This window comes from Achromobacter sp. Root83, from assembly GCF_001428845.1.
Lineage (GTDB): Bacteria > Pseudomonadota > Gammaproteobacteria > Burkholderiales > Burkholderiaceae_B > Achromobacter.
The window spans coordinates 195,411-221,446 of record NZ_LMIU01000023.1; the positions used below are offsets into that span (position 1 = coordinate 195,411).

Annotated in this window: 16 protein-coding genes and 2 tRNA genes; 3 read left to right on the forward strand and 15 right to left on the reverse strand. The window is 66.4% G+C overall.

All coding sequences use genetic code 11. From position 1 onward, the window contains the following. The first annotated feature begins 77 nt into the window (after positions 1 to 77). A complete protein-coding gene (locus ASE30_RS20505) occupies positions 78 to 1,547 on the forward strand; it encodes a YdgA family protein (protein ID WP_057286119.1) in 1,470 nt (489 codons plus the stop codon). A gap of 67 nt (positions 1,548 to 1,614) precedes the next feature. On the opposite strand, the gene ASE30_RS20510 is transcribed toward ASE30_RS20505, so the two are convergent. The 8 genes from ASE30_RS20510 to ASE30_RS20545 all read right to left on the reverse strand — a co-directional run bounded on the left by ASE30_RS20510 (position 1,615) and on the right by ASE30_RS20545 (position 12,543). Then, positions 1,615 to 2,826: an amidohydrolase family protein gene (locus ASE30_RS20510; RefSeq protein ID WP_057286120.1), complete on the reverse strand. Its 1,212-nt coding sequence runs from the start codon at positions 2,824 to 2,826 to the stop codon at positions 1,615 to 1,617. Positions 2,827 to 2,850: 24 nt separating this feature from the next. Continuing rightward, positions 2,851 to 4,578 (reverse strand): ABC transporter ATP-binding protein, encoded by a 1,728-nt coding sequence (locus ASE30_RS20515; protein WP_057286121.1) that lies wholly within the window; start codon positions 4,576 to 4,578, stop codon positions 2,851 to 2,853. A gap of 7 nt (positions 4,579 to 4,585) precedes the next feature. Next, the gene (locus ASE30_RS20520) at positions 4,586 to 5,512 is read right to left on the reverse strand and encodes an ABC transporter permease (RefSeq protein ID WP_057286122.1); all 927 of its coding nucleotides are present in this window, start codon (positions 5,510 to 5,512) and stop codon (positions 4,586 to 4,588) included. Positions 5,513 to 5,681: 169 nt separating this feature from the next. Continuing rightward, a complete protein-coding gene (locus tag ASE30_RS20525) occupies positions 5,682 to 6,653 on the reverse strand; it encodes an ABC transporter permease (protein ID WP_057286123.1) in 972 nt (323 codons plus the stop codon). Between the two features lie 119 nt (positions 6,654 to 6,772). Continuing rightward, the gene (locus ASE30_RS20530; RefSeq protein ID WP_057286124.1) at positions 6,773 to 8,380 is read right to left on the reverse strand and encodes an ABC transporter substrate-binding protein; all 1,608 of its coding nucleotides are present in this window, start codon (positions 8,378 to 8,380) and stop codon (positions 6,773 to 6,775) included. A gap of 357 nt (positions 8,381 to 8,737) precedes the next feature. Beyond that, on the reverse strand, positions 8,738 to 10,126 hold the full coding sequence (locus ASE30_RS20535) for a GTPase/DUF3482 domain-containing protein (protein ID WP_057286125.1): 1,389 nt from the start codon (positions 10,124 to 10,126) through the stop codon (positions 8,738 to 8,740). Continuing rightward, positions 10,119 to 11,552: a DUF2868 domain-containing protein gene (locus ASE30_RS20540; protein ID WP_057286126.1), complete on the reverse strand. Its 1,434-nt coding sequence runs from the start codon at positions 11,550 to 11,552 to the stop codon at positions 10,119 to 10,121. The genes ASE30_RS20535 and ASE30_RS20540 overlap by 8 nt, the downstream gene beginning before the upstream one ends. A 100-nt stretch (positions 11,553 to 11,652) precedes the next feature. After that, a complete protein-coding gene (locus tag ASE30_RS20545; protein ID WP_057286127.1) occupies positions 11,653 to 12,543 on the reverse strand; it encodes a helix-turn-helix domain-containing protein in 891 nt (296 codons plus the stop codon). A gap of 151 nt (positions 12,544 to 12,694) precedes the next feature. Here ASE30_RS20545 and ASE30_RS20550 point away from each other — a divergent pair, with 151 nt between their 5' ends. After that, positions 12,695 to 13,600 carry a DMT family transporter gene (locus ASE30_RS20550; RefSeq protein ID WP_057286128.1) on the forward strand — a complete coding sequence of 302 codons (906 nt, stop codon included), beginning with the start codon at positions 12,695 to 12,697 and terminating at the stop codon, positions 13,598 to 13,600. On the opposite strand, the gene ASE30_RS20555 is transcribed toward ASE30_RS20550, so the two are convergent. The 4 genes from ASE30_RS20555 to ASE30_RS20570 all read right to left on the reverse strand — a co-directional run bounded on the left by ASE30_RS20555 (position 13,597) and on the right by ASE30_RS20570 (position 22,144). Further along, positions 13,597 to 14,793, reverse strand: coding sequence for an aminotransferase class V-fold PLP-dependent enzyme (locus ASE30_RS20555; protein ID WP_057286129.1), 1,197 nt, complete (start codon positions 14,791 to 14,793; stop codon positions 13,597 to 13,599). The genes ASE30_RS20550 and ASE30_RS20555 overlap by 4 nt on opposite strands. A gap of 17 nt (positions 14,794 to 14,810) precedes the next feature. Further along, positions 14,811 to 15,284 (reverse strand): RidA family protein, encoded by a 474-nt coding sequence (locus ASE30_RS20560; RefSeq protein ID WP_057286130.1) that lies wholly within the window; start codon positions 15,282 to 15,284, stop codon positions 14,811 to 14,813. A 209-nt stretch (positions 15,285 to 15,493) separates the two neighbouring features. Continuing rightward, positions 15,494 to 15,569: transfer RNA gene (locus ASE30_RS20565), tRNA-Asn, on the reverse strand. Between the two features lie 101 nt (positions 15,570 to 15,670). Beyond that, the gene (locus tag ASE30_RS20570; protein ID WP_057286131.1) at positions 15,671 to 22,144 is read right to left on the reverse strand and encodes an autotransporter-associated beta strand repeat-containing protein; all 6,474 of its coding nucleotides are present in this window, start codon (positions 22,142 to 22,144) and stop codon (positions 15,671 to 15,673) included. 469 nt (positions 22,145 to 22,613) lie between these two features. Between ASE30_RS20570 and ASE30_RS20575 the strand changes: the two genes are divergently transcribed. After that, the gene (locus tag ASE30_RS20575; protein ID WP_057286132.1) at positions 22,614 to 24,002 is read left to right on the forward strand and encodes a GntP family permease; all 1,389 of its coding nucleotides are present in this window, start codon (positions 22,614 to 22,616) and stop codon (positions 24,000 to 24,002) included. A gap of 647 nt (positions 24,003 to 24,649) precedes the next feature. On the opposite strand, the gene ASE30_RS20580 is transcribed toward ASE30_RS20575, so the two are convergent. The 3 genes from ASE30_RS20580 to ASE30_RS20590 form a co-directional block, all read right to left on the reverse strand. After that, positions 24,650 to 24,725 (reverse strand) — tRNA-Thr (locus ASE30_RS20580). 69 nt (positions 24,726 to 24,794) lie between these two features. Beyond that, a complete protein-coding gene (locus ASE30_RS20585; RefSeq protein WP_057286133.1) occupies positions 24,795 to 25,256 on the reverse strand; it encodes a ClpXP protease specificity-enhancing factor in 462 nt (153 codons plus the stop codon). Positions 25,257 to 25,269: 13 nt separating this feature from the next. Next, positions 25,270 to 25,881, reverse strand: a complete 612-nt coding sequence (locus tag ASE30_RS20590) for a glutathione S-transferase N-terminal domain-containing protein (RefSeq protein ID WP_006388039.1) — start codon at positions 25,879 to 25,881, stop codon at positions 25,270 to 25,272. Between the last annotated feature and the right edge of the window lie 155 nt (positions 25,882 to 26,036).

The window sequence follows — 26,036 nt, forward strand, 5'->3', positions numbered from 1 at the left end:
ACCAAATAAGTGTTTTCCCTAGGCCACACTCCCTATAATCCGGGCGTTTTCATCCATTTGAAGAATAAAGGGTCGCAATGAAGAAATCGGCAATAGTGGGCATCGTGGTCGCGCTGGGCGCGGTCTGGACCGGCACGGCCTGGTACACGGGCCAAAAAGCCGAGGCATTCGTCAAGCAGACCATCGACGAGTCCAACGTCCAACTGAAGAAATTCGGCGAGCAATGGGGCATCTCGGCCGTGGCGGAACTGTTGTCGTTCGAACGCGGCGTCTTTTCGTCCACCTCGCGCTATCGCATCAAGTTCACCGAGCCGGCGGTCGACGGCAAGCCGGCGCAGGAACGCGACGTGGTGTTCGTCGAGCACCTGAGCCACGGCCCGCTGCCCTTCTCCAACCTGAAGGCAGGCAAATTCATGCCGGCCATGGTGGCCAGTGACTTCGCCCTGGAAGAGACTCCCACGCTGAAGGAATGGTTCGCCGCGGCGAAGGGCGCGACGCCCCTGTCGGGCCGCTACAGCGTCAGCTATGGCAAGGACATCACCGGCAACTTCGGCATGGCGCCCGTGGAATTCGGCAAGGAATCGACGCTGTCCTTCTCGGGCATGAAGGGCGACTTCGAGTACGCCACCTCCAGCAAGCGCGGCGTGTTCGCCCTGGCCTCCGACAGCCTGGTGCTGTCCGGCCCGTCGGACACCAGCGACATCACCAGCATGGCGATCAAGGGCATCACGCTGAACAGCGATATGAAGCCGGCATCCAACGACATGTACGTGGGCAGCCAGAAGATCGTGTTCAAGGACTGGACGATCACCTCCCGCGAAAAGCCGCCGGTCCAATTCAAGGACACGTCGATCGCCGTGGACCTGACCGAAGCCGGCACGGCCATGGGCGCCAAGATGGACGTGGACTTTGGCATGATCAATGTGCAGTCCAAGGACATGGCCGGTCTGAAGCTGTCCATCGACGCGCAGAAGCTGGACTCCAAGGCGCTGAAGGCGCTCAACGACGTCTATGAGGCCTCGTCGCGCCGCATGCTGCAAAGCCAGGGCGAACAGCAGACGCCGCAGTTCACGGACGAAGAAAAGGCCGTGATCAAGACCAACGTCGAGCAACTGCTTGCCGGCAATCCGACGCTGGCGGTGTCGCCGCTGGAAGTGCGTACCGCCAACGGCACGTCCACCTTCAACCTGAACCTGGACCTCGCCAAGCCCGCGTCGCTGGACGGCAACCTGCCCGACACGCTGATGCAGGCGCTGCGCAAGCTGGATGCCAAGCTGGTGCTGTCCAAGGGCAACCTGGGCGACCTGATGGCCATCGAGCCGCAGATGCGCGGCGTGCCGGCCGAGCAGGCTGTGCAGACGGCCAAGGGCCAGGCTGAAATGGTGGGCACGATGGCTACCGCGATGGGTCTGGGCAAGGTCGAAAACAACAACATCGTGACGTTCCTGAACTATGCCGACGGCCAGGTGGACTTCAACGGCAAGAAGATGCCGGTTGAACAGTTCATGATGATGGTCATGAGCGGCGCGATGGGCGGCATGCGCTGATCGCAGCCTCCGGACGGCCCTGACAGGGCAGAAGCCGCCGCGCCCAGGGCGCGGCGGTTTTTTTTCGTCAGGCGGGCAAAGCCCCCGCCGCGACTTCGCCGCCACGCAGGACCGCCACATGGAAGCGCTTGTCGGCCGCCTTCATGATGTCTTCGGTGGGATCGCCCCGCACCAGCAGCAGATCCGCCATCTTGCCGTCGGCGATGACGCCGTGCTCGTCCATGCCCATCAGGTCATGGCCGCGCGAGGTGCCGGCGATCAGCGCGTCCACGGGCGTCATGCCGAATTCCACCATGTAGGCAAGTTCCATCGCGTTCTCGCCGTGCAGATTGAACGGCGTGCCGGCGTCGGTGCCCAGCGCGATGCGGCCGCCTGCCTTGTAGTACATCTGGAACGATTCGCGGTGGCGCTGTTCCACCGCGCGGGCCTTCTCCACCGCGTACGACGGGATGCCGTTGTCGGCGTTGGCGATGATGTTGCGCACGGCGGCGATGGTGGGCACCAGGTAGGTCTGGGCCTCCAGCATCTCGCGCAGGCAGTCGTCATCCATGAAGATGCCGTGCTCGATGGAATCGATGCCGGCGCGCACGGCGTTGAGTATGCCCTGCGTGCCCTGGGCATGGCTGGCGGTGCTTTTTCGGAAGCGCTTGGCCTCGTGCACGCCCGCCTTCATTTCGTCGAAGCTGTAGTGCGCGTCCATGGGGCTCACGCCCGGCGTCATGACGCCGCCCGTGGCCATGATCTTCACCAGGTCGCAGCCCGCGTGGACTTGTTCGCGCACGGCCTTGATCACATCCTCGCAGCCGTCGGCCACGCGGCCGATGCGGTTGCCATGGCCGCCCGTCATGCAGATGATGCGGCCCGACGCCTTGATGGCGGGGCCCGCAAACACGCCGCGCGCGATCGCGTCGCGCACGCCGAACTCCAGGTAGTCCTTGCCGCCGCAGTCGCGCAGCGCCGTGATGCCGCCGCGCAGGCTGGCCTGGGCGTTTTCCAGCGCGGTCAAGGTGATCTGCGCCGGTCCCTGCTTGCTGAGATGCGCGTTGGGGTCCGCGCCGCCGGTGTAGACCAGATGCACGTGACAGTCGGCCAGGCTGGGCATCAGCGTCATGCCCGTGGTGTCCACCTTCGCGCCGGCAAAGCCGGAGAATTCGCCGGCGGGCGCAACGCGGGCCACGCGCTGCCCCTCGACCAGCACGCCGTGGCCGCGCAGCGTCCGCCCCTCGCCGTCAAATACCTGGCCGCCGATGAAGAGGGTCTGTCGTGATAGCGCCGTCATGTCTCGCTCCGGTTGCGCCCGGGTTCAGCTCACCACATCCAGCCCCTCGCGGGACATGGATTGCAGGCGGGGCATCAGGCCGAGCAGGTGTTGGCTGTAGGGATGCTGCGGGTGTTCGAAGAGGTTTTCCGTGTCCGCCACTTCCAGCAGTTCGCCGTAGCGCATCACGCCGACGCGGTCGCACATCTGGCGGATCACGGGCAGGTCGTGGCTGATGAACAGCATGGTCAGGCCCAACTCTTCCTGTAGGTCCTTCAGCAGGTTCAGGATCTGCGCCTGAATGGACACGTCCAGCGCGGACGTGGGCTCGTCGCAGATCAGGAAGCGGGGGCGCGTGGCCAGCGCCCGCGCGATACAGATGCGCTGGCGCTGGCCGCCGGAGAACTCGTGCGGGAAGCGTTCGGCCGCGCGGTCGCCCAGGCCCACCACGTCGAGCAGGTCGGCCACGATGCGGCGCGTTTCCGCTTCGTTGGCGGACAGCTTGTGAAAGCGGATGGGCTCGGCCACGATGTCCAGCACCCGCATGCGCGGATTCAGCGACGAGAACGGATCCTGGAAGATCATCTGGATCTGCCGGCGGAATGGGTTCAGTTGCTTTTCGCCCTTGAGCGCGGTGAGGTCGGTGCCGCCGAAATTGACCGAGCCTTCGCTGGGCGTGTACAGCCCGGAGATCAGGCGCGCCACGGTGGACTTGCCCGAGCCGGATTCGCCCACCAGGCCGAAGACCTCGCCTTCTCCGATGGAAAGGTTGACGCGCTTGACGGCGTCGAGCGTGCGCTGGTTGCGCTTGAAAAGGGCGCTCTTCAAGACAAAGCGCATGCTCAGGTCGCGGACCTGCACCAGCGGGCCGTCCGTGCGCTTGCCGAAGTCGCGGCGCTGGCCCAGCCAGTGCGTGGCCAGGTCCAGCGGCTGCGACGGCGTCTTCACGTCTTCGATGTAGGTCACCAGCGGAAAGCGCTTGAGCTTGATGTCGGGACGCGGCACGGCCGAGATCAGGCTGCGGGTGTAGGGATGGTCGGGATCGCCCAGTATCTTGGCGGTGCGGCCCTGTTCCACCAGCTTGCCGTGGTACAGCACGGCCACGCGGTCCGTCACGTCCGCGATCACGCCCATGTCGTGCGTGATGATGATCATGCCCACCTGTTCTTCGCGGCAGAGCTTCTTGAGCAGATCCAGGATCTGCGCCTGGATGGAAACGTCCAGCGCGGTGGTGGGCTCGTCCGCGATGATGACTTCGGGCTCGCAGCACAGCGCCAGCGCGATCACCACGCGTTGCCGCATGCCACCCGAGAACTGATGCGGGTACTGCTTGACGCGCAGTTCGGGCTGGTCGATGCCGACCTGCACCAGCAACTGCACCGCGCGCTTCTTGGCCGTTTCGTGCGACAGGTTCAGGTGCACCTGCATGGTTTCAACGAGCTGGCTTTCGACGGTCTGCAGCGGATCCAGCGAGGTCAGCGGATCCTGGAAGATCATGCCAATGCGGCGGCCGCGCACCTTGCGTTTCTGCGCCGGCGTCAGGGTGTCGATGCGTTCGCCGTTCAGCAATACCGACCCGCCGGCCAGGCGTCCCGGCGCTTCCAGCAAGCCGATGACCGCGTTGCCGATGGTGGACTTGCCCGCGCCGGACTCGCCGACCACGCCCAGGATCTCGCCTTTTTCCAGTGACAGCGAAACGCCGTCCACCGCCACCAGCGTGCCGCGGCGGCTGGGGAATTCGATGCGGATGTCTTCTATGTTCAACAGAGCCATGACGTCCTCAGCGCAGCTTGGGGTTGAGCGCGTCGCGCAGCCAGTCGCCCAGCAGGTTGACCGATAGCACCAGCGCCACCAGCGCAATGCCGGGGAAGATGGAGATCCACCACATGCCAGAAAACAGGTAGCTGTTGCCGATGCGGATCAGCGTGCCCAGCGATGGCGCGGTGGGCGGCACGCCCACGCCCAGGAAGGACAGCGTGGCCTCGGTGATGATGGCGATCGCCAGGTGGATGGTGGCGATGACGAGCACCGGACCCATGACGTTGGGCAGGATGTGGCGGCGCAGGATGGTGATGGGGCCGATGCCGATCAGCCGCGCGGCCTGGACGTATTCCTTGTTGCGCTCCACCAGCGTCGAGCCGCGGACGGTGCGCGCATATTGCACCCAGCCCGAGATGCCGATGGCGAATATCAGCACATACAGCGCAAGCTGATCGTGCATGTCGCGCGGCAGCAGGCCGCGCGCGACGCCGTCGATCAGCAGCGCCACCAGGATGGCGGGAAAGGAAAGCTGCACGTCGGCGATGCGCATGATGAAGCTGTCGATGCGCCCGCCGGCGTAACCGCTGATCAGGCCGAGCGTCACGCCCAGTACCATCGAGAACAGCACCGAGGCGAAGCCGACCAGCAAGGACACGCGCGAGCCATACATGACCGCCGACAGGATGTCGCGGCCCTGGTCGTCCGTGCCCAGCAGGAAGTCCGGGCTGCCGCCCTCTTCCCAGGCAGGCGGCGTATTGGCGTCCATGATGCTCAGGGACGCCAGATCGAAGGGATTGTGCGGTGCGACCAGCGGCGCGAACAGCGCGCCAAGCAGGATGACCAGCGTGACGATCGCGGCGACGATGGCGCCGGGAGACCGCTTGAAGCTGTGCCACAGGTCGCTGTCGGCCGCGCGTGAAAAGAAGGGAGCGATGCGAGCAATCATGCGAATTCCTTTTTTACCGCCGGGCCGTCCCAAGGTAAAAGGCGCCCCCTCGGGGGGCAGCAAGCCGAAGGCGCGGCGTGGGGGCTCTTTTTTACCGCCGGGCCGTCCCAAGGTAAAAAGCGCCCCCTCGGGGGGCAGCAAGCCGAAGGCGTGGCGTGGGGGCTTTTGTTCATTTGCTCTGCACGCGCAGACGCGGGTCCACGGCGAAGTACAGCAGGTCGACGACCAGGTTGATGACCACGAACATGAAGGCGATCAGCACCAGGTAGGCCGCCATGACGGGAATGTCCACCATGCTGATGGCCTGGATGAACAAGAGGCCCATGCCCGGCCACTGGAACACCGTCTCGGTGATGATGGCGAAGGCGATGATGGACCCGAGCTGCAACCCTGTGATGGTGATGACGGGAACCATGGTGTTCTTCAAGGCATGGCGGAAGTTGATGAGCCGTTCCGGCAGGCCGCGGGCGCGCGCGAACTTGATGAAGTCGGCGCGCAGCACCTCCAGCATCTCGGCGCGCACCAGGCGCATGATCAGGGTCATCTGGAAGAGCGCCAGCGTGATGGCGGGCATGATGAGCGCCAGCCATCCCGACTTGGTCAGGAAGCCCGTGGTCCACCATCCCAGGCTGACCACGTCGCCGCGTCCGAAGCTGGGCAGCCATCGCAACTGCACCCCGAAGAACAGGATGAGCAGGATGCCGATCAGGAACGTGGGCAGGGAAATCCCCGCGAGCGAGATCGCCATGAATGCCTTGGACAGAACGCCATGGCGCTTGAGCGCGGTATAGATGCCCATCGGGATGCCCAGCGCCAGTGCCATGACGGCGGACACGAAGGACAGTTCCAGGGTGGCGGGCATGCGTTCTTCCAGCAGGTCGCTGACCGGCCTGCGATGGCGGTACGACATGCCGAAGTCGCCGCGCACGGCGTTGGCGACGAAGTGCGCGTATTGCACGACGAATGGATCGTCCAGGCCAAGCTGTTCGCGCAATTGGGCGCGCTGCTCGGGCGTGGTGTCCTGGCCGACCATGCTGGCGACCGGGTCGCCCACATAGCGGAACATGGAGAACGCGATCAGCGCCACCGTCAACATCACCAGCACCGACTGGATAAGCCGCTGCGCAATAAAGGAAAGCATTATCGGAAGCCCTTTTGGTCGGATGGCGCCGGGCCGCGTTCACCGCGCGGGGCGGGAATCGGGGCTGGGCCGGGCGCACCCGGACGGCGCGCGCCGTCCGGGGTTTGCTACGGGGCCGCTTACGGCAGGACGACGTCGCGCAGGTCGAGCACGTCGTCGGCGCGCTGGGTGACCTTGACGTTTTCCTTGACGCCCCAGGACATGGGTTGCTGGTGCAGCGGAAGGTAGCCGAAGTCGCTGCGCACGATGCCGAAGGCTTCCTTGATCATCGCGTTGCGCTTGGCCTGGTCGGTTTCGACGCCGATCTTGTTGGTCAGATCGTCCACCTTCTTGTTGCAGTAGCCGCCCAGGTTGAACTGGCCCGCGGCCGTCTTGGCGTCGCGGCACGAGGTCAGGTTCAGCAGCGTGTTGTGCGCGTCGGTGGAGCTGGGCGTCCAGCCCAGCATGTACATGCTGGTCTGGTTGCCGGCCTGCAGCAGGATCTTGCCGAAGTACTTGGACTTGGTCTGCGCCAGCAGATTGATCTTGATGCCTACTCGCGCCAGCATGCCGGCGACTGCCTGGCAGATCTTTTCGTCGTTGACGTAGCGGTCGTTCGGGCAGTCCATGGTGACCGTGAAGCCCTTCGGATAGCCGGCTTCAGCCAGGAGCTTCTTGGCGCGTTCCGGATCGGGCTTGTAGGGCGCGCCGAAGGATTCGTCGTAGCCGTTGATGGCGGTGGCGATGAGCGAGCCCAGCGGCTTGGCCGCGCCGCGCATGATCTTTTCGTTGATGGCCTTGGTGTCCACGGCCAGCACGACGGCTTCGCGCACCTTGGGATCCTTGAAGGGGTTCTTGCCCTTCACGTCCGAGAACAGGAGTTCGTCGCGGTCCTGGTCCATGCCGATGAAGATGGCGCGGGCCTCGGGCGCGGTCAGCGGCTTCACGCCCTTGGCGTCTTCAAGGCGTTTCCAGTCCTGTACCGGAACGGGCTGCACGACGTCCATCTCGCCGGAGATCAGCGCGGCGACGCGCGTGGCTTCCTGCGTGATCGGCTGGAAGATGACCTCGTCGATGTTGGTCTTGACGTTCTTGTTCCAGTAGCCGCCGTAGCGCTTGAGCACCGTCTTCACGTCGGGCTGGCGTTCGGTCAGCATGAACGGGCCGGTGCCGTTGGCGTGCAGGTTGGCGTAGTTGCCCTGGTTGTCGCCCTTGACGTTGGTGGCTTCGGTGGTCTTGTTCTTTTCAGCCCACGTCTTGCTCATGATGTACAGGAACACCCATTCGCGCGGCAGGATGGGATTGGGCGTGGGCGTGGTGACCTCGATGGTGTAGTCGTCCACCTTCTTGATGTCGGAAGCCTTGGCGCCGTAGCCCTTCATGTCGGAGCCCGGGGTCAGGCTGCGCTTCCAGGAGAAGATCACGTCGTCGGCCGTGAAAGGCGAACCGTCGTGGAACTTCACATCGCGGCGCAGCTTGAAGACCCATTTGGTGGGTTCGGGGTTTTCCCAGCTTTCGGCCAGCAGCGGCGTGAGCTTCAGGTTGCCGTCGTAGCCGGCCAGCGTTTCGTAGATGTTGCCCTGGAAGCCCAGCGTGAAGGTTTCGTTCAGGGCCATCGGGTCCATCGATGTGGCGTCGCCCTGGTAAGACCAGTGCAGGGTCTTGGCGGCCGCGCCGGCGCTGAACGCCAGCGAGGCGGCTACGGCAGCGGCAAGCGCTGCCTGCTTGAGGTGGGGAAAAGTACGCATAGCCCTCATGCTCCGTGTGGTGCGCGGATCGCGCGACAGAAGTGATAGGGCCCCGGCCCCATCTGGAACCGGGGCATGGCGTTGCTGCTTACGACGAAGGACGGACCAGGGGCGGGCGGCGCGCGGCGCGAACTGCGCACAGGCCGAGGTTGGCGATGCCGGGAATCACTGCGCAGGACTTCGACTTCACGATAGACCCAACCCCTTGTGATTGTCATGGCGGGGACGGAACCACGCCGATGCAAAACGAATCTTATAGACCCATTCGTTTAAGCGTCAATCGGTTTGGATTGGGGTTAGTCCTTGCTTGCCGGATGGTCCGAATGGTGCGTTCGGCAAGGCGCGCGGACAGTGGCGTCAGGCGGCGGACAAGGGCGCGGCGGCAAGGGTTTTCGCCAAGTCGCGCAAGACGCGCTTGCGGCGCTCGCTGTCTTCATAATGCTTGCCCAAGGCGGACCATTCCGGCCTGCTGCGGGCTTCCTTCAAGGCGTCCGGCAAGGGTCCCTTGCGCCAGGTCTCATCAACCGGAAGATCGAGTTTCAAGGGGGCTTTGGCCGCATGGCCGCGGCGCTCCAGCGCGTCGATCAATTGCCGCTGGCGCAGCGCGAGCAGGCGCAGGACGGCATCGTCCACGCTGATCTCGCGCCAGCCGCGCAGCTTGCCCGCCACGCGCTTGCCCAGCTTCTCCACGCCCTGCCACAGCCCGCCCGCCGCGGCGCCGATCAGCATGCCGGTACCCAGGCTCAGGCCGGCGCTCATCAGGTCCACCGCCGCGCCCGCCATGGCGCCGGCGGCGGCGCCCATGCCGACCTGCACGCCCATGTCCTTGAGCGCCTGCGGATGGAACAGGTCCATGCCCCAGCGCTCGCCCTGTAGCGGCAGCGCGTCGTCAGTGAAATCGGACGAACGGAAGTTATAGAGCGCGAGCAGCGCATTGACGCAGGTCTGTTCGCGCTGGCGCACCTGTTCGCGAAGCTGATTCGACGCGGCGGCCAGCGCGGCTTCGCCGCTGGGGCTGGACACGTGCAGCGCGGCCACGTCGATCAGCAGGTCCGCCAGCAGCTCGTAGGCCGCGGCGCGGCGCTCGCGGCGCTGCGCGGCCAGGCTGTCGGAAAGCCGCGCCAGCGCGCCGGCATGGCGGTCCAGCAGCACGCCCAGCTTGGCATAGAGCTGCTGTTCTCCGTCCAGCGGCGGCGCGACGGTATCGAATTCCACCACCGCATGCAGACCCAGCCGCGCCATCGCGCCGCGCCATTCGTCGGCGCGATGCGCGGGCGCATTCACGAAGTTCAGCACCGGCAGCAATGGGCGCCCGCAAGCGGCCAGGATGGCGAGTTCATCGCGATGCTTGCCGAGCACCGGATCGCGCGCGTCGATGACATACAGGCCGGCATCGCAGTCCAGCATCTTGGTCAGGACGCGGGCTTCCTGTTCGTAGCGGCCATGCGCTTCCGGCGTGTCCAGGAAGCGGCGGATGCGCGCGGGGCCGTCGAGCCGTTCGCCGGGTTGGCCCAGACGCTCCAGATACTCCAGCAAGGCGATGCTGTCTTCCATGCCGGGCGTGTCGAACCATTCCAGCACGGCGCGCCCGTCCAGCCGCAGGCGCGCGCCTTCGACGTGGCGCGTGGTGCCGGGCCGGTCGGCCACTTCGCCGAATGTGGTGTCGCGCGTCAGGGTGCGCAGCAGCGACGTCTTGCCCGTGTTGGTGTGGCCGACCAGCGCGATCTTGATGATGGGCTCAGCCATGTCCGGACTCCAGCCAAGCCAGCGGGGCGGCGGTCGCCTGCATGATGGCATCGGCGGACAGGCCCAGCGCAAGCAGCCGGTCGCGCCAAAGTGCCGCGCGGGTGTCGGCGCCGGCGTGCGGCATGATGAGCCAGATGCGGGTCTGCCGCGCGTGCGCGGACAACTCCGCGATCAGGGACAGCGTGCCGCGGTCGGGCGTCTGGCGCGCATCGCAGGCGATCAGCAGGCGAGAGGCCGCGGCCTGGGCCAGCGCATCCAGCACGCGGTTGCGTTCTTCGCGCGTGTCCAGGTTGCCCGCCTGCCGGATGCCGGCGGGCAGGTCCGCGGGCGGCCACGCCAGGTCGCCGGGCAGTTCCAGTCCCAGTAGCAGGGGCTGGCCGCCCAACCCGTCCAGCGATGGCGCGTGCAGGCGCGGCTCGTGCAAGGGATCGACCAGACGGTCGATGCCAGTGGAAAGGGCGGGCGGCTCCAGCCGGTCGCGCAGCGTCGAAAAGCCTGCCAGCGAGGGATCGATGCGCAGGCCGCGCAATGCGCGCACCGTGGCGGCGATGCACAGCGCGCCTGCCGCCAGGCGGGGCAGGATGCCGTAAACCACCACGGTGCCGATCAGCCACAGCGACCACTGCACTTGCGCGCCGGCCGGCAAGGTCTGCGAGCCGTCGCTGGCGCGGACCGTGGCGGCGTCCGGCATGGGAAAACCCAGATGGGCGGGCAGCCAGCCGATGGCGTGCGTGAACCGGACGAAAGCGTCGGGCGCCAGCAGCGTGGTGGCCCAGACGAAGCGGTAGCTGGCGGTGGACAGCACGGCCAGCAGGGTCGCCAGCGCGGCGCACAAGGCCGTCAGCCACAGCAGATGGCTGATACTGCCGAACAGGCCGCGCAAGGCGCCCGCGCGCGCCAGCAGATTCAGGAAGGCTTGCGGCACCAACGCGCCATCCGGGCCGCGCGCCAGCTTGCGCGTGGCCCAGAGCCACAGGCGCCCCAAGCCGGTCACGGCCGCGGGCCTCAAGAGGAAGCTGGCCAGCCACAGCAGAAACGTCAGCGCGTGCAGGCCCAGCAGCGCGCCCAGCGCCCACAGCACGTTCACCGGCCGCGATCCGTCGCCCAGCGCACCCAGGGCCGCGCCCACGCCCGATGCCAGGGCAAGCAGGAACAGGGCAATCAGAATGCCCGTGGCGCTGCGGCGCCAGGCATCGACGAGCGGGGACAGGTTTTCGCGCTGCGCCAGCAGCGCGGCGCGGGCCAGGATGCGAGTGGGGAGATCCGCGTCCATCTGGCGCACGCGCCGGACGGTTTCCGCGTCTTCGAGAGGGCCCCAGTGCGCCTCGCGCAGGCGGACCAGTTCGGCCAGCCAGTGGGCGCGCAAAGGCCGCTGGCTGGGGCTGTCGGCCGGGGGGGCGAAGTCGCGGGAGGTCGGGGACGGCATCGCGTCGGGATGGGCGAGGTCAGGCCGCGTGAGGCCGCTAGGGCGATGCGCCATTGTAGACCGGGCAGGTCGTAAAACGGGGCCGGAGGGCGGCCGGGAATCAGTGCCTGGCGCGCGCGCCGCGGTATTGGCCCGGCGTGACGCCGATGGCATCGCGAAAAACCCGCGCCAGATGGCTGGCGTTGCCGAAGCCGCTGGCCTGCGCGATGCCGGCCAGGTCGCCCTTGCCCGTGGCCAGCAGGGTTTTGGCCCGAGCCAGGCGCCGTCCGCGCACCCACGCGTGCGGAGGCTCGCCGAACGAGGCGTGGAACATGCGGGCGAAATGATAGGTGGACAGCGCCGCCACGCCGGCGAGCTGATCCAGCGTCAGGGTTTCGGCCAGGTGCGCGTCCACGTAGTCCATGACGCGGCGGCGCACGCCGGGCGCCAGGCCGCCACGCACGGGCTGCGGGGGTTTGCGCGCCACGCCCTGCACCAGCAGATGGTGCAGCACGGTCTCGGCCGCGCTGCTGGCCGCCAGGCGGTCCGCGGGCTGGTTCCAGTCGGCGCCCAGGAGCTGCCGGCAGACGTCGATCAGCGAGTCGTCCTGGATGTAGGTGCGATCGCGCAGTTCCAGCGTGCGGGGTTCGCAGTCGAGCCGCATGACGGCTTCACGGGCCAGCCGTTCCGGCGCGATGTACAGGTGCAGGAAATGCACGTTGTCGTTCATGCTCCAGCGGGATTGGTGTTCGGCCGGCAGGACGCAGAACTTGCCCGCGCCGCCATGCAGCCGATCATGGCCGACGCGGAACGATTTATCCCCGCCGTGGAGATACAGCGACAGCGTGTGGTGGCCGGGCATGTCGTAGCCCACGGTTTCGCGGGCGCTGCGTGTCCATTGCGAGATCGCGATGCCTTCGCCCAGGGGCGCGGCGCGGTCCAGCGTTGCCGTGGAGCGCGACAGGGTGCGAAAGACGGAAAAATCGGCCGGGGCCGAAGCGATGGTGCCCATAGGATTGGGATGCTACTGCGATCTCTTCCACGCGACGCGCCCGTTTCGGACAAAAAACCGCAAGAACCGGCAATCCCGGCGCGCCGCCGGGGCGCACACTGGTTGCCCGGCGAGGCTTCGGAGCGCCGCATCCGTTCTTACCCTGCGCATCGTGAATCTATTCCTCTACTTCCTTACCGTCGTCATCTGGGGCACCACCTGGATCGCCATCAAGCTGCAGCTCGGCGTGGTGGCCATACCCGTGTCGATCTTCTATCGCTTCGCGCTGGCTGGCCTGGTGCTGTTCGCGGCCCTGCTGCTGACGCGCAAGCTGCAGAAGCTGGACCGGCGCGGGCACTGGCTGTGCGTGGGCCAGGGCCTGTGCCTGTTCTGCTTGAACTTCCTGTGCTTCTACACGGCCACGCAGTGGATTCCCAGCGGCCTGGTGTCGGTCGTGTTTTCCGCCGCGACGCTGTGGAACGCGCTGAACGCCCGGCTATGGTTCGGCACGCGCATCGCGCCGCGCGTGATGGCGGCGGGCGCGTTTGGTTTTTCTGGCCTGGTGCTGCTGTTCTGGCCGGAACTGGCCAGCCAGCAGGCCAGCCATGAAACCCTGCTGGGCCTGGGCTTCGCGCTGCTGGGCACGTTCTGCTTTTCCACGGGCAACATGCTGTCGTCGCTGCAGCAGCGCGCCGGTATCCGCCCGCTGACGGGCAACGCCTACAGCATGCTCTACGGGGCGGCGATCCTGCTGGCGGGCTGCTTGGTGGCGGGGCTGCCCTTCAATTTCGACGCCTCGCCGCCGTACGTGGGCGCCCTGCTTTATCTGGCCATCCCCGGGTCGGTGATCGGCTTCACGGCCTATCTGACGCTGGTCGGCCGCATGGGTCCGGCGCGCGCCGCCTATTGCACCGTGCTTTTCCCGGTCGTGGCGCTCAGCGTGTCCACCGTGGCCGAGGGCTATCGGTGGACGCCAGTCGCGCTGCTGGGCCTGGTGCTGGTGATGGTCGGCAACCTGCTCGTCTTCACGAAATGGTCGCCGTTCGCGCGGCGCGCGGGAATGTCCGGCCCGACCTAGCGCGCCAACCCGCGCAAGCCTTCCAGCAGGCGGTCGACTTCCGCGTCGCTGGTGAGATAGCTGACCGACGCGCGTGCAATGCGCGTCAGGCCGCGGGCCTCCATGTCGAACGGGGTGTAGGGCACGCCGTTGCTGCCGATGACGATGCCCTGTGCCGCCAGTTCGCGCTGCACGGCCACGGCGTCCCGGTCCGCCAGATTGAAGGCCACCAGGCCCGAGCGCTCGCGGCCCTGGTCCAGCACGGCGATGCCCGGAATGGCCGCCAGTTCGCTGCGCAGCGCCTGGGCGCGGGCGTCGATGCTCGCGCGGATGGCGTCCAGGCCGAGGTCCAGCGCTTCCCGCAAGGCGTTGGCCAGGCCGCAGCGCAGCGCCAGCGAGTTTTCGGCGGATTCCAGGCGCGCGGCGTCCGGGCGCAGCATGGGCCGTCCGTCCGCGCCCAGCGGCGCGGAATGGCTGTCCACGAAGGCGGGGGTGAGCTGGTCCAGAAAGCCGCGCCGCACATACAGCAGCCCCGTCCCGCGCGGGCCGCGCAAGGCCTTGCGGCCGGCGCCGCTCAGCACGTCGCAGCCAATCTGCGCGACGTCCACCGGGATCTGGCCCACCGCTTGCGCGGCGTCCACGAAATACGGAATACCGTGCTTGCGCGCCACGCGCCCGATGGCGGCGGCGGGGTTGATGAGGCCGCCGTTGGCGGGCAGCCAGGTCAGCGCGATCAGGCGGACCTTGCCGTCCAGCATGGCCTCCAGCGCGTCCGCGTCCACGCATCCGCTGTCGTCCGACGGGATGGCTTCCACGGTGGCGCCCGCGCGTTCCGCAGTGAACCGCATGGCGGCCAGGTTGCCGCCCCATTCGTGGCGGGCGACCAGGATGCGGTCGCCAGGCCGCCAGGCGGGCAGCGCGGCGAAGGCGGCGCCCCATCCCTGCGAATTGCCGCCGGTGAGCGCGATCTCATCGGTTTGTGCATTGAGCAGTTCCGCGGCGAGGGTACGGGCTGTTTCGGTGAGTTCGCGGGATGCCACGCCCGCCTCCATCGGGCCCTGCGCGGCCTCACGCGCCAGGTGCGCATGGATGGCTTGCAGCGTGGCCGTGGAAGGCAGCGAGGCGCCGGCGTGATTGAAGTGCACGGTGCTGCGCGTGCCGGGCGTCAGATCGCGCAACGCCGCTACGGCGCGTGGGGTCAGGGGGGCGGACATGGCGGTTCCTGTTGGGATCAGGCCTGGGTGAGCGCAATGACGGCTTCGACTTCCACGGCCACGCCCTGGGGCAGGGACGCCACGCCGACGGCGCTGCGCGCGTGGCGGCCGGCGTCGCCGAAGACTTCGACCATCAGGTCGGAGGCGCCGTTGGCGACCGCGCTCTGGCGGTTGAAGTCCGGCGTGCTGGCCACGAACACGCCCAGCCGCACGACGCGCGCCACGCGGTCCAGGCGGTCGCCCGTGGCGGCGGCGATCTGCGCCAGGATGCCCAGCGCGGACAATCGCGCCGCCTCGATGCCGTCGGCATCGGACACCTGGTTGCCCAATTGGCCCAGATGTGCGGCCTTGCCGCCCTTGCGGGATATCTGGCCCGAGATATAAAGCAGATTGCCTTCCTGGACGAAGGGGACGTAGTTCGCGGCCGGGGCGGCGGCGGCTTCAAGGGCAAGGCCAAGTTCGGCAACGCGGGCGGAAATGGTACGGGTCATATCGGTTCACCTGGTAGAGAAGATGCGGGAAAGTTCACAAACCACCCCGATGCTATCGGCCATGGCGCCGCCTGACCAATCAATTCTTGCTCTTTCCACGCGGCAGGAGGCAATGCGTACCGCCATGACGGGCTTCGGCCCCAATGCAAAAAGCCCGCAAGCAAACGCTGCGGGCTTTTTTAAGGGTACTGCGGGTACTGCAAAATTCTTGGCTCCCCGAGCTGGGCTCGAACCAGCGACCTGCGGATTAACAGTCCGTCGCTCTACCGACTGAGCTATCGGGGAACAGGTAGAGGGGCCGAATTATGCACAAAAATCGAGAAGAATGCAAAGCGGCCCGTGAAAAGGCCGGGTCCGGCGCGCGCCTCCAGCCTGCGCCGGGCTCATCACCACAAAAACCTGATGCCCGCGTGTCCGGCCAGGCTGTGTCCTGACCCGCGATCGACGGAAATGTTGTATTCGCCGCTCACGAAGACGCTGACGTTCTTCTTCAGTTCGCCGGACACGCCGACGCCGAGCTGCGTCCATGTGCTGCCAAGACCGGGAGCCAGGGTCGTGGGGCTGGAGCCATCCAGGGCCGCGAAGGTCGTGCGGCTTTCGGTGTCGAACGTGTGCCACAGATTGGCCTTGGCCCAGGTCTTGACGGTTCCGCCGTCGCGCGTGATCCAGTCTTTCGTCAGGCGGCCGCCGATGCGCCCGGAGACGGCATCGACGTCGCCAAAGCTGACCAGGCCGTAGCGGTCGGCGGCGTTTGCGATCTTGTTGTGCTGATAGACTAGCTGGGCCTGAGGCTCGATGGCGTAGTCCATTCCCAGCGGGATCCGGTAGCCGGTTTCCAGCGAGGCGGCGAGCCCATATCCGTCCGTGTCCAGCCGTTCGCCGTTCACGGATTTCGATTGGATGTCGCCGTATCGGGTGGCCTGGACGATCGCATCGGTATGCCAGCCGCCGTCGGTCTTGTGGTTCCAGTATCCGCCGATCGAGTAGCCGGTCATGTCGATGGTTCCCGCGCGGGATCCGTTCACGCCATATACCGTGCTGTTCAGCTGCCCCAGCCCCGCGTAGGCGCCAAGCACGTGATTGCCGGTGCGATAAAGATCGACGCCCGCCTGGACACCGGCGATCCCGTAGTCGTAGGAAGCGCCCTGGCTCGTGAAGCTGCCCAGGCGGTCCGCGGGGGTGCGTCCGCCATCGTTGTCGAAGGTACCGGTTTCCCCGAACACTCTTCCCCATGCGGACGGCTTGTCATTGCAGGTTTCGGCGCGGTCCGTGCGTTGGCGCTTGGTCCGTGCATCGTCCTGGCACGCGAGATCGGGCTGGCGAATCTCGGAAGTGCCAAGCATCGCCAGGTCAAAGCGATTGGCGAGCCTGGAGATCGTCATGTTCAACGGCACTTCAGCGCGGAAGTCCGGCGTTTCCCCGTCGATCCGCGTGCTGCGCAGATACCAGTCTCCATTCGCCGCATCGGCCCCCAGTCCATTCTGCGATAGCTTGTATTCGTATGCCCCCGCGGCAATCCGGCCGGCTTGCGTGAACTGGCCTTCCGAGGCTCCCTGCACGTCGATCAGCAGGATGCCATTGCCCGTGGTCTGGGCGCCCAGCCCGCCGGCGGACGGCTTGACGGTGACATTCGTGGCGCCCGAGGTGTTGCCCTGGACGACCATCTTGTCCGTTGGCGACGTATCGGCGCCAAGAAGCGTATTGAACGCGATGGTGCCACCCCTGCCGACATAGTCTCCCGCGACGGTCAGGACGGCGCCCGGCGCGGTGTCAGCGCCCATGGACACCACGCCCGCGTTGGCAAGGCCGCCTATGGTCTGGCTGAAGCCCGCCAGATCCAGGTTGGCGTTCGGCGCGATGTCGACCGTGGACCTTGCGCTCAACGCATTGCGGGCGCCGGCCCGCAGGCTGCCGGCTACGACATCGGTGTTGCCTGAATAGGTGTTGCTGCCGCCAAGCACGGTCGTGCCGGCGCCAATCTGCCTGACGGAGCCGCCGCCGGAAATCGCGCCGTCGAATGCAAGGGTGTCGGACCGGTTGAACGCAAGAATGCCGTTGTTCTGGACGGCGCCGACGACGGACCCCGACGCGCCGCCATCGCCAAGCTGCAGGGTTCCTGCCGAGATCGTGGTGCCGCCGGCATAGCGGTTTGCGCCGGTCAGTGTCAGCGTCCCGTCGCCCGCTTTCGCGAGCGCGCCGGGCCCGGCGATGGCCTGGCTGATGGTCGTATCGAAGGCCTGCGTGTCGATGGTGCCGCCCAGCGCATCCAGGGTGATCGCGCGTGCGGTTCCCAGATCGAAGCCCGACGCGAATTTCAGCGCCCCGCCATTGAAGGTCAATCCGCCCGAGGGCGCGCCCAGGTTGCTGTCGGAAGCTACCTGCAGTGCGCCGCCCGATATCAGCGTGCCGCCGGTATACGTATTGGCGCCGCCAAGCGCCAGCGTCCCCAGGTCGGACTTCTCAAGCCGTACATTGCCCGCCAGCGACGAATCGATCGTTGCCGTCATGCCCAGGCCTGCCAGGGTTCCATCGCCGACGCGGATGACGGAATCGCCGGGACGGGCTGCGCTTGTCTCGGCAAGCACGATGTTGCCGCCACCGACCGTGTAGCCATCGACGGCGAATTGCATGCCGCCCGCGCTTACCTGCCCGAGGCCATTGTCGACGGCGACGGTTCCGGGGGCGCCCTGGAACACGGCGAAGGCGCCGTTGCTCCAGGGCGCATTCACGGCGCCCGTGCTTTCCGTCCAGTTGTCGTTGCTGCCGGCGCCCGTCTGCCATGTTCCGGAGCCGCCGTTCACGACGCTATCGTCCCGGGCGCCGGTGCCGTCCCAGAAATTGAGCGCGAGCCCCGTTGCGTTGACCAGATTGACCTGATGGGCGACGGACGTCTGGACGCCGAGCGTGGTGCCGGCGGGGACGGCGCCAAGCGCCAGCCCATTGTTGACCAGCGACCCCGCATAGTTGAAGACGCGGTATATGCCGGGCCCGAACGTGCCGCCGGACGCCTGGGTCACATTCAGCGTCCCGTCCAAAGCGAGGTCTCCTCCAACCGCCACGAGGTCGTTGAAGGCGCCGCCGGGAACGTCAGGCTGGCCGAAGCTGTAGTCCAGAAGGGAGGCGCCGTTCAGATAGAGATTGCCGTTGACCGACAGGGTGCCGATGGCCCCGCCGGGGGCTCCGGGCGCCAGCGTTGCGCCATTGGCGACAGTGACGTCTCCGCCTATCGTGCCGCCGCCGCCCAGCACGGCGCCGGCGTCCACGGTGGTCGAACCGATGGCGGCGGATTGGTCGCCATTGATGTACAGCCCGCCGCCCGCAACCGTCGTCGAACCCAGATAGCTGTTGGCGCCGCCCAGAATCGTCGTGCCGGTCCCGGCCTGGCGAATCGCGCCCGCGCCCGAGATCACGCCGTCGAAGGCGATACCGTCCGACCGGTCGAACACCAGAGTCGCGTCGTTCTGGACATTCCCGATGATCGAGCCCGATGTGCCGCCATCGCCGATGCGCAAGGTGCCAGCGGCAATGCGGGTGCCGCCGGTATAGGTGTTGCCGGCCGTCAGCGTGGTGGTGCCGGTGCCCATTTGGCTGAGCGCGCCGTTGCCCGAAATCAGGCCGCCGAACGTCAGGTCGCTGGACCGGTTGAACGCAAGGACGCCATTGTCGAGGACATTGCCCACGATCGATCCCGAGGCGCCGCCATTGCCGACCTGCAACGTTCCGGCCGAGATGACCGTCCCGCCGGCGTAGTTGTTCGCGCCCGTCAGCGTCAGGACGCCGCTGCCTTCCTTGGTGAGCGCGCCGGGGCCGGTGATGTTTTGCGTGACCGTCGTCTGGAAGCCCTGCGTATCGATCGTGCCGCCGGCTTCCTGGATTGCGACGGAGCGTATGGCGCCAAGATCGAAGCTGGAGCCAAATCGAAGCGCGCCGCCATTGAACGTCACGCCGCCGCCGGCCGCGCCCAGATTATTGTCGGCCGAGACTTCGAGCGCGCCACCGGCGAGCAGCGTGCCGCCCGTGTAGGTGTTGACGCCGCCAAGGACGAGAGTGCCCAGGTCGGACTTTTCAAGCTGGACCGTTCCCGATAGCGCGGCGTCGATGGCCGCGGTCATGCCGGCGCCAGCCGTCGTGCCGTCACCAACACGAATGCCAGCGATCCCGGGCCGGGCGGGGTCCGTCTCCACCAGGACGAGACCGTCCCCGCTGACGGCATATCCGCCGGCCGCAAACTGCATGCCGCCTGCAATCACCTGCCCACGGGTGTTGTCCACGATGACCGATCCCGGCGACGCCTGGAAGATCGCGAACGAACCGGACGCCCAAGGGGCATTCGCCGCGCCCGCGCTGTCCGTCCAGTTGTCGTTGCTGCCTGGGCCTGCCTGCCATAGCCCGGAGCCGCCGCTTATGATGCCGTCGTTTCGAGCGCCGGTCCCGTCCCAGAAATTCAGCGTAATCCCCGCCGAATTGATGATGTTGACCTGATTGGCGACCGATGTCTGGACCAGCAGCGGAGGTCCGATCGGCGCGGTGCCGATGGCAAGCTGGTTGTCGATCAGCGATCCCGCGTAGTCGAAGACCCGATAGACGCCAGGGCCGAAACTGCCCCCGGGTGTTTCGCTGACGTTGAGCATGCCGTCGAGCGTGAGGTTGCCGCCTACGATCACCCGGTCGTTCAGCGCCCCGCCTGGAACATTGGCCTGGCCGAAGCTGAAGTGCAGACTGGAACCGCTGTTCAGCCCTAGATTGCCGTTGATCGCCAACGTGCCGACCGACCCGGCAGCGCCGCCGGGCGACAGGGACGCGCCATTCGCGACCTCGACATTGCCGCCGATGATGCCGCTGCCGGCCAGTTCAGCGCCTGCGCCCACGGTGGTCAGGCCCGTGGCTCCGGTCTGGTTTCCGTTGATGAACAGGGTGCCGTTGGTAATCGTGGTTTCGCCGGCGTAGCTGTTGTTGCCGGACAGCGCCGTGGAGCCGGTCCCGATCTGACTGACCGTGCCCGAGCCCGCGATCAAACCGCCAAAACTGAATGCGTCGGAACGGTCGAAGGCAAGGACGCTGTTGTTCAGGACGCCGCCCATGATCGAGCCCGACGTGCCGCCATTGCCGACCCGCACGGTGCCGGCCGAGATCGTGGTGACGCCCGCGTAAGTGTTCGCCCCCGTCAGCGTGAGGGTGCCGCTGCCCTGTTTGGTGAGCGCGCCCGGTCCGGTGATGCCTTGGGTCACGGTCGTCGAGTAGGCCTGCGTGTCGATCGTGCCGCCCAGGCTGTCGAGCGACAGCGCCCTGGCCGATCCAGGATCGAAGGCCGAACTCAGTTGCAGGGTGCCGCCGTTGAAGCTCAGCCCGCCCGCGGAAGCGCCCAGCGCGTTGTCCGCCGCTGCCTGCAGCGTGCCGCCAGAAAGGCGGGTGCCGCCCGCATAGGTGTTGGCCCCGCCAAGCACCAGCGTGCCGGCGCCGGCTTTGTCGAGCGCACCTGTCCCGCCGACGACGCCGTTCAGGGTCAGGACCGTGGCGGGATCGACTTCGATGGTGCCGCCGCCTGCGTTCAGGACCGTGGATCTGGATGTGGCGAAGCTTGCCGTGGTCTTCAGCGATGCGCCGTTGTCGAGCGTCAGCGATGCCGCGGAGGCGCCCAGGCTGGCATCGCTGGCGATCTGAAGCTTGCCGCCAGAAACCGTCCAGGGCGTGAGGGTCGCGGTCGAGCCGATCAGCGCCCATGTCCCGGCGCCGGTTTTTCCAAACGTGGAAAAGCCCTGGAATTTTCCGCCTAGTTGCGAGACGTCCAGGATGGTGGAATCGGAGGTGCCCAGGGGGTTGCTGGCGAGGTCGGTGCCCGCCCCGCCGAGCACGAAGCGGTTACCTCCCGAACCGGCTACGTTGCCGGTGAGTGCCCAGCCCTGCCGTAATTCGAGCGTATTGGCGCCTCCGGTAAAGGTGATCGCATTGGCGCGTATCGTGCTGTTGCCGTTCAAGCCGCCGGCGATCGAACCGGCGTTGATGATGTTCAGGTCGGAGCCCAGCACGCCGGCGCCGCCGGCGGCGGCCGAGCTGCCGTTCGTGCCGGTCGCGCCACCATTGCCGCCCCGGATCGAGCCAGAGTTCGTAAGCTGGAAGCCCGAACCGCGCACGCCGGCGCCGCCCGTGCCGCCCAGCCTGCCGGACCCGGCGTCCACGCCGTTCCCGCCATTGCCGCCATCGCCCCCGGCGATGGAGAATCCGTTGTCGATATTCACCGCGGTGCTGATCAGGCCCGAACCGCCGCCGCCGCCAAAGCCCGCGCCGCCATGGCCCAGGGGCGCGCCGCCATTGCCCCCGCTGCCGCCGCTGATGTTGCCGCCGACGATCGTGGAGCCCGACCCGGTGATGACGGCGCCTGCGCCGCCTCCACCGCCGCTGCCGGCGTCGCCGCCGGCATTCGCATTGGCGCTTTGAGGGGTGCCGCCATTGCCGCCGCGCCCGCCCGTGATCGGGCCCGAAACGCCGTCCAGCAACGACCCGTTGAAACCGTCGCCACCGCCTCCACCGCCGCCAGCGCCGATTCCTTGAAGACAGCCTCCACAGACCGCTGCCCCGCCCGCGCCGCCGTTTCCACCGTTGGGGTTGGCGCTGGTACCGGCGGTGCCGCCGGCGCCGCCCGCACCGGGCACGCCGCCCGAGACGGCATGGCCCGCGCTGCCCGCGCCGCCATTGCCGTTCGATCCGTTCTGTCCGGGATTCACGTTGGGGCTGCCGGCGCCGCCCAGCCCGCCGGTTCCCCCGCCTCCGCCGGCGCCGCCATTGATGCCGATCCCGCCCGACGATGCGCTGTTGCCGCCGCCGTTCCCCTCCGCCAGGACAGGAATGGGCGACAGCAGCATGACCGCCGCCGTGATGGAGAGAAGTCCGCCGGTAAAGGATCCACCTGCGCCGATGGCCCCGGCCGCGGATGCGGGCGGGTTGCGCCTACGGCCGCTCAAGCTGGGGGGGATGGGTTCTTGGGTTGGCGTCCCGGCCGACGGGGTGTCCGTCCCGGAATCGTCAACGACAGCGCCGGATAAGGCGCGGGTAAATGACGCGATTTGCATGCTTGGCCGATATTTACAGGGCCCGCCCGGCAGGCGGTGAAAAACCCGTTCTCGTTGCCGAGAATACTCCGGCGCAAGCGTCCGCGTGGGTAAATATTGCCAGTTTTCGGTGAAGATGAGCGTTATTGAGCGATTTTCGAATATTTATGAGGCCGCGTGGACCGCGATCGGCGCTGCTGCGGAGCGGGGTGCGAGGCGCCGTAATCCCTTATGATGGGCGCCGAAAGGCTCGCGACCTCTCTTGTCTTTTCTGGACTTACCTATGTCTTCGTTCGACATTCAATTGCTGCTCACCGCCCTGGTGAGCGTTTTGGTGCTGGTCGCGCTTATCGTCTCGCGCATCCGCATGCATCCGCTGCTGGCGCTCCTCATCGTTTCCATCGGCGTCGGTTTCGCGACAGGCATGTCGCCCGTGGCCATCGTCAAGAATCTGACGGACGGCGCGGGCAAGACCTTGGGCGCGGTGGGCGTGGTGATTGCGCTTGGCGCCATGCTGGGCAAGATCCTGGCGGATTCGGGCACGACCGAGCGCCTGGCCAACGCCATCCTGCGCCACACCTCGGCGCGCATGATTCCCTGGGCCATGACGCTGGTGGCTTTCGTCATCGGCATCCCCATGTTCTTTGAAGTGGGGCTGGTGGTGATGCTGCCGCTGATCTTCAGCGTGGCGCGCAAGCTGGAGAGCCAGGAACGCTTCAAGGGGTCGGCCTATGTCTATGTGGGCGTGCCGGTGATTTCGGCCCTTGCGGCCATGCACGGCATGGTGCCCCCGCACCCTGGACCGCTGACCGCAATCGCCACCCTGAAGACCACGGTCGGTCCGACCATGATCTATGGCTTCATCGCGGCGCTGCCGGCCATGGTCTTTGGCGGGCCGCTGTACGGCGCGTTCATCGCGCCGCGCATGACGACGCGCCCTGACGAAGCCCTGCTCGACCAGTTCACCGCAACCAAGGAAGGCGCGGCCGGCGACGCCGCGCCCAGCGTGGGCCTGGGCGTTCTGGCGGCCCTGCTGCCCGCGCTGTTGATGCTGGTGCATGCCCTGGCCGAGATGCTGCTGCCCAAGGATTCAAGCGTGACGCACGTCGCCGCCTTCCTCGGAAATCCCGTGGTCGCGATGTTGCTGGGCGTGCTGTTCGCAGCAGTGACGCTGGTTGCGCTACGTGGAGGCGATGCGGAGAAGTTGCGCGGCGCGCTTGGCCAAAGCCTGAAGCCGATCGCCGGCATCATGCTCATCATTGCCGGCGGCGGCGCTTTCCAGCAGGTGCTGACCAGCGCCAAGGTCGGCGATGCCATCGTGCACCTGACGCACCAGTTCGCCTTTCCGCCGCTGATCCTGGGCTGGCTGATCGCCATGCTGTTGTCGGTATCCACCGGCTCAGCCACGGTCGGCATCGTGGGCGCCGCCGGTCTGCTGGCGCCGCTGGCCGGCGCCGATCCCACCTTGAACCTGCCGCTGCTGGCGCTGTCGATCGGCTGCGGCTCGCTGTTCTTCAACTACGCCAACCACGCCGGCTTCTGGATGGTGAAAGAGTCGTTCGGCATGACCATGGGCGAAGCCACCAAAACAATCTCGGTGGTGCAGTCCATCGTCTCGCTGGTGGGACTGGCCATGGTCCTGCTGTTCAACATGTTGCCGCCGCTGGGCTGAGGCGATGCCGGGGCGATGCTCAGCATGGCCACGCAAAAGAAAAAAGCCCAACCGGGTGGTTGGGCTGGATGGCTTGATCTGGTGGTGCCGGGTCTGGGCTTATGCCGGGACCAGCTTTTTCAGGGGTGACGGCGGGCCGGCATCTTCGCGTGCTCCCTGCCTGATGCCCGCACTTCCGCTGGTAATTGCACGCACGCCAAAGTCCGTAAGCGTCAATTCGTGGACTTTGATCACTGCACCAGGTTTGGAAATGAGTTTGGACTCTTTGACGAAAGTCTCAGACGGCTTCTTGTTGGCAGTGTTCATATCAATAAGTGAGCGAGGTCACTCGAATCAGAGAACAAGACTTCTCTAGGCCATTTCTTTTGCCAGAAGCGCTTTTTTTGTGCCCCCGGAAGATGATTTGCAATCATGCCGGCAAGCCTCCTCGAGCCAGAGAGTGCCACGGTTCTAGTCTAGCGCGGCGTGGGAAAGGCGCGGGCTGTCTTTACGGCAGGGGTGCGCAAATCAGACCGAAGCCACGGCCTCCGCGAAAGAGAGGCTCGTGCAGGGCCTCAGCACTCGCTGAAGGCCGCACGCGTGCACCCCGAAACGACACAAACGAAAAAGGCCGATTCGCAAGGAATCGGCCTGGATCGTGGATCTGGTGGTGCCGGTGAAAGGAATCGAACCCTCGACCTTCTCATTACAAGTGAGCTGCTCTACCAACTGAGCTACACCGGCACGGCGTGCCGGGGCACGCGCAGGGACTGCATTGTAATGAAAAAAATGCAGGCCCTGCTTCGGGGGACGTTATTTGACGATGGTCAGGCGCGGACGCTTGGGTTCGTCGTCGTCGTTGCCGCCGCCGTCGCCTTCGGGGGCGGCATTGGCATCGGGGCCTTCTTCGGGCGCGGCGGCGTTTGCCGTCGTGCCCTGGGCGCCGGCCTCGGGCGGTTCGTAGGGCTGCACTTCAAAGCCCATGCCCGCTCCGGTTTCGCGCGCGTAGATGGCGCTGACGGCGCCCACGGGTACGTAGACGTTTTCGGTCACGCCGCTGAAGCGGGCCTGGAATTCGATGAATTCATTGCCCAGCACCAGACGGTTGGTGGCCAGCGTGCCCACGTTCAGTGTGATCTGCCCGTCGCGCACATGCGCCACGGGCACCATCGTGTGCTCGTCGACCTGCACGGTGATGTACGGCGTGTAGCCGTTATCGGTGCACCATTCGTGCAACGCGCGGATCAGATACGGTTTGGTCGAAGTTTCACCCATCACACAGCCAGCCTTAACGACGCATTACTTTTTCCGAAGGCGTCAGCGCTTCGATGTAGGCCGGACGCGAGAAGATGCGTTCAGCGTACTTTTGCAGCGGAGCCGCGTTCTTGGGCAGTTCGATGCCGTAGTGATCCAGGCGCCACAGCAGCGGAGCCACGGCCACGTCGAGCATGGAGAATTCCTCGCCCAGCATGTACTTGTTCTTCAGCAGCATGGGAGCCAGCTGGGCCAGGCGGTCGCGGATGTTCTGGCGGGCGTTGGCCAGCTTCTTCTCGTCGGGCTTGGCGCTGCGGTCTTCCAGCGTCGAGACGTGAACGAACAGTTCTTTCTCGAAGTTGTAGAGGAACAGGCGGGTGCGGGCGCGCATGACCGGGTCGGCGGGCATGAGCTGCGGGTGCGGGAAGCGCTCGTCGATGTACTCGTTGATGATGTTCGACTCGTACAGGACCAGGTCGCGTTCGACCAGAATGGGCACTTGACCGTACGGGTTCATCACCGAGATGTCTTCGGGCTTGTTGTACAGGTCGATGTCGCGGATCTCGAAATCCATACCCTTTTCGAACAACACGAAGCGGCAGCGTTGCGAAAACGGACACGTGGTTCCGGAATAGAGCACCATCATGGCGGTAAGTCCTTTATGAAAAACGAAAGGCCAGCGCCTAAATCTAGCAGGCGCTGGCCCCAATTGCCAGACGGGATAGGCATTACAGCCCTATCCGCCTCTTCCGGCCCCTTTTTAAAAAGAGGGCCGGTTGGGAACCTGGCGGGGCGTTGCGG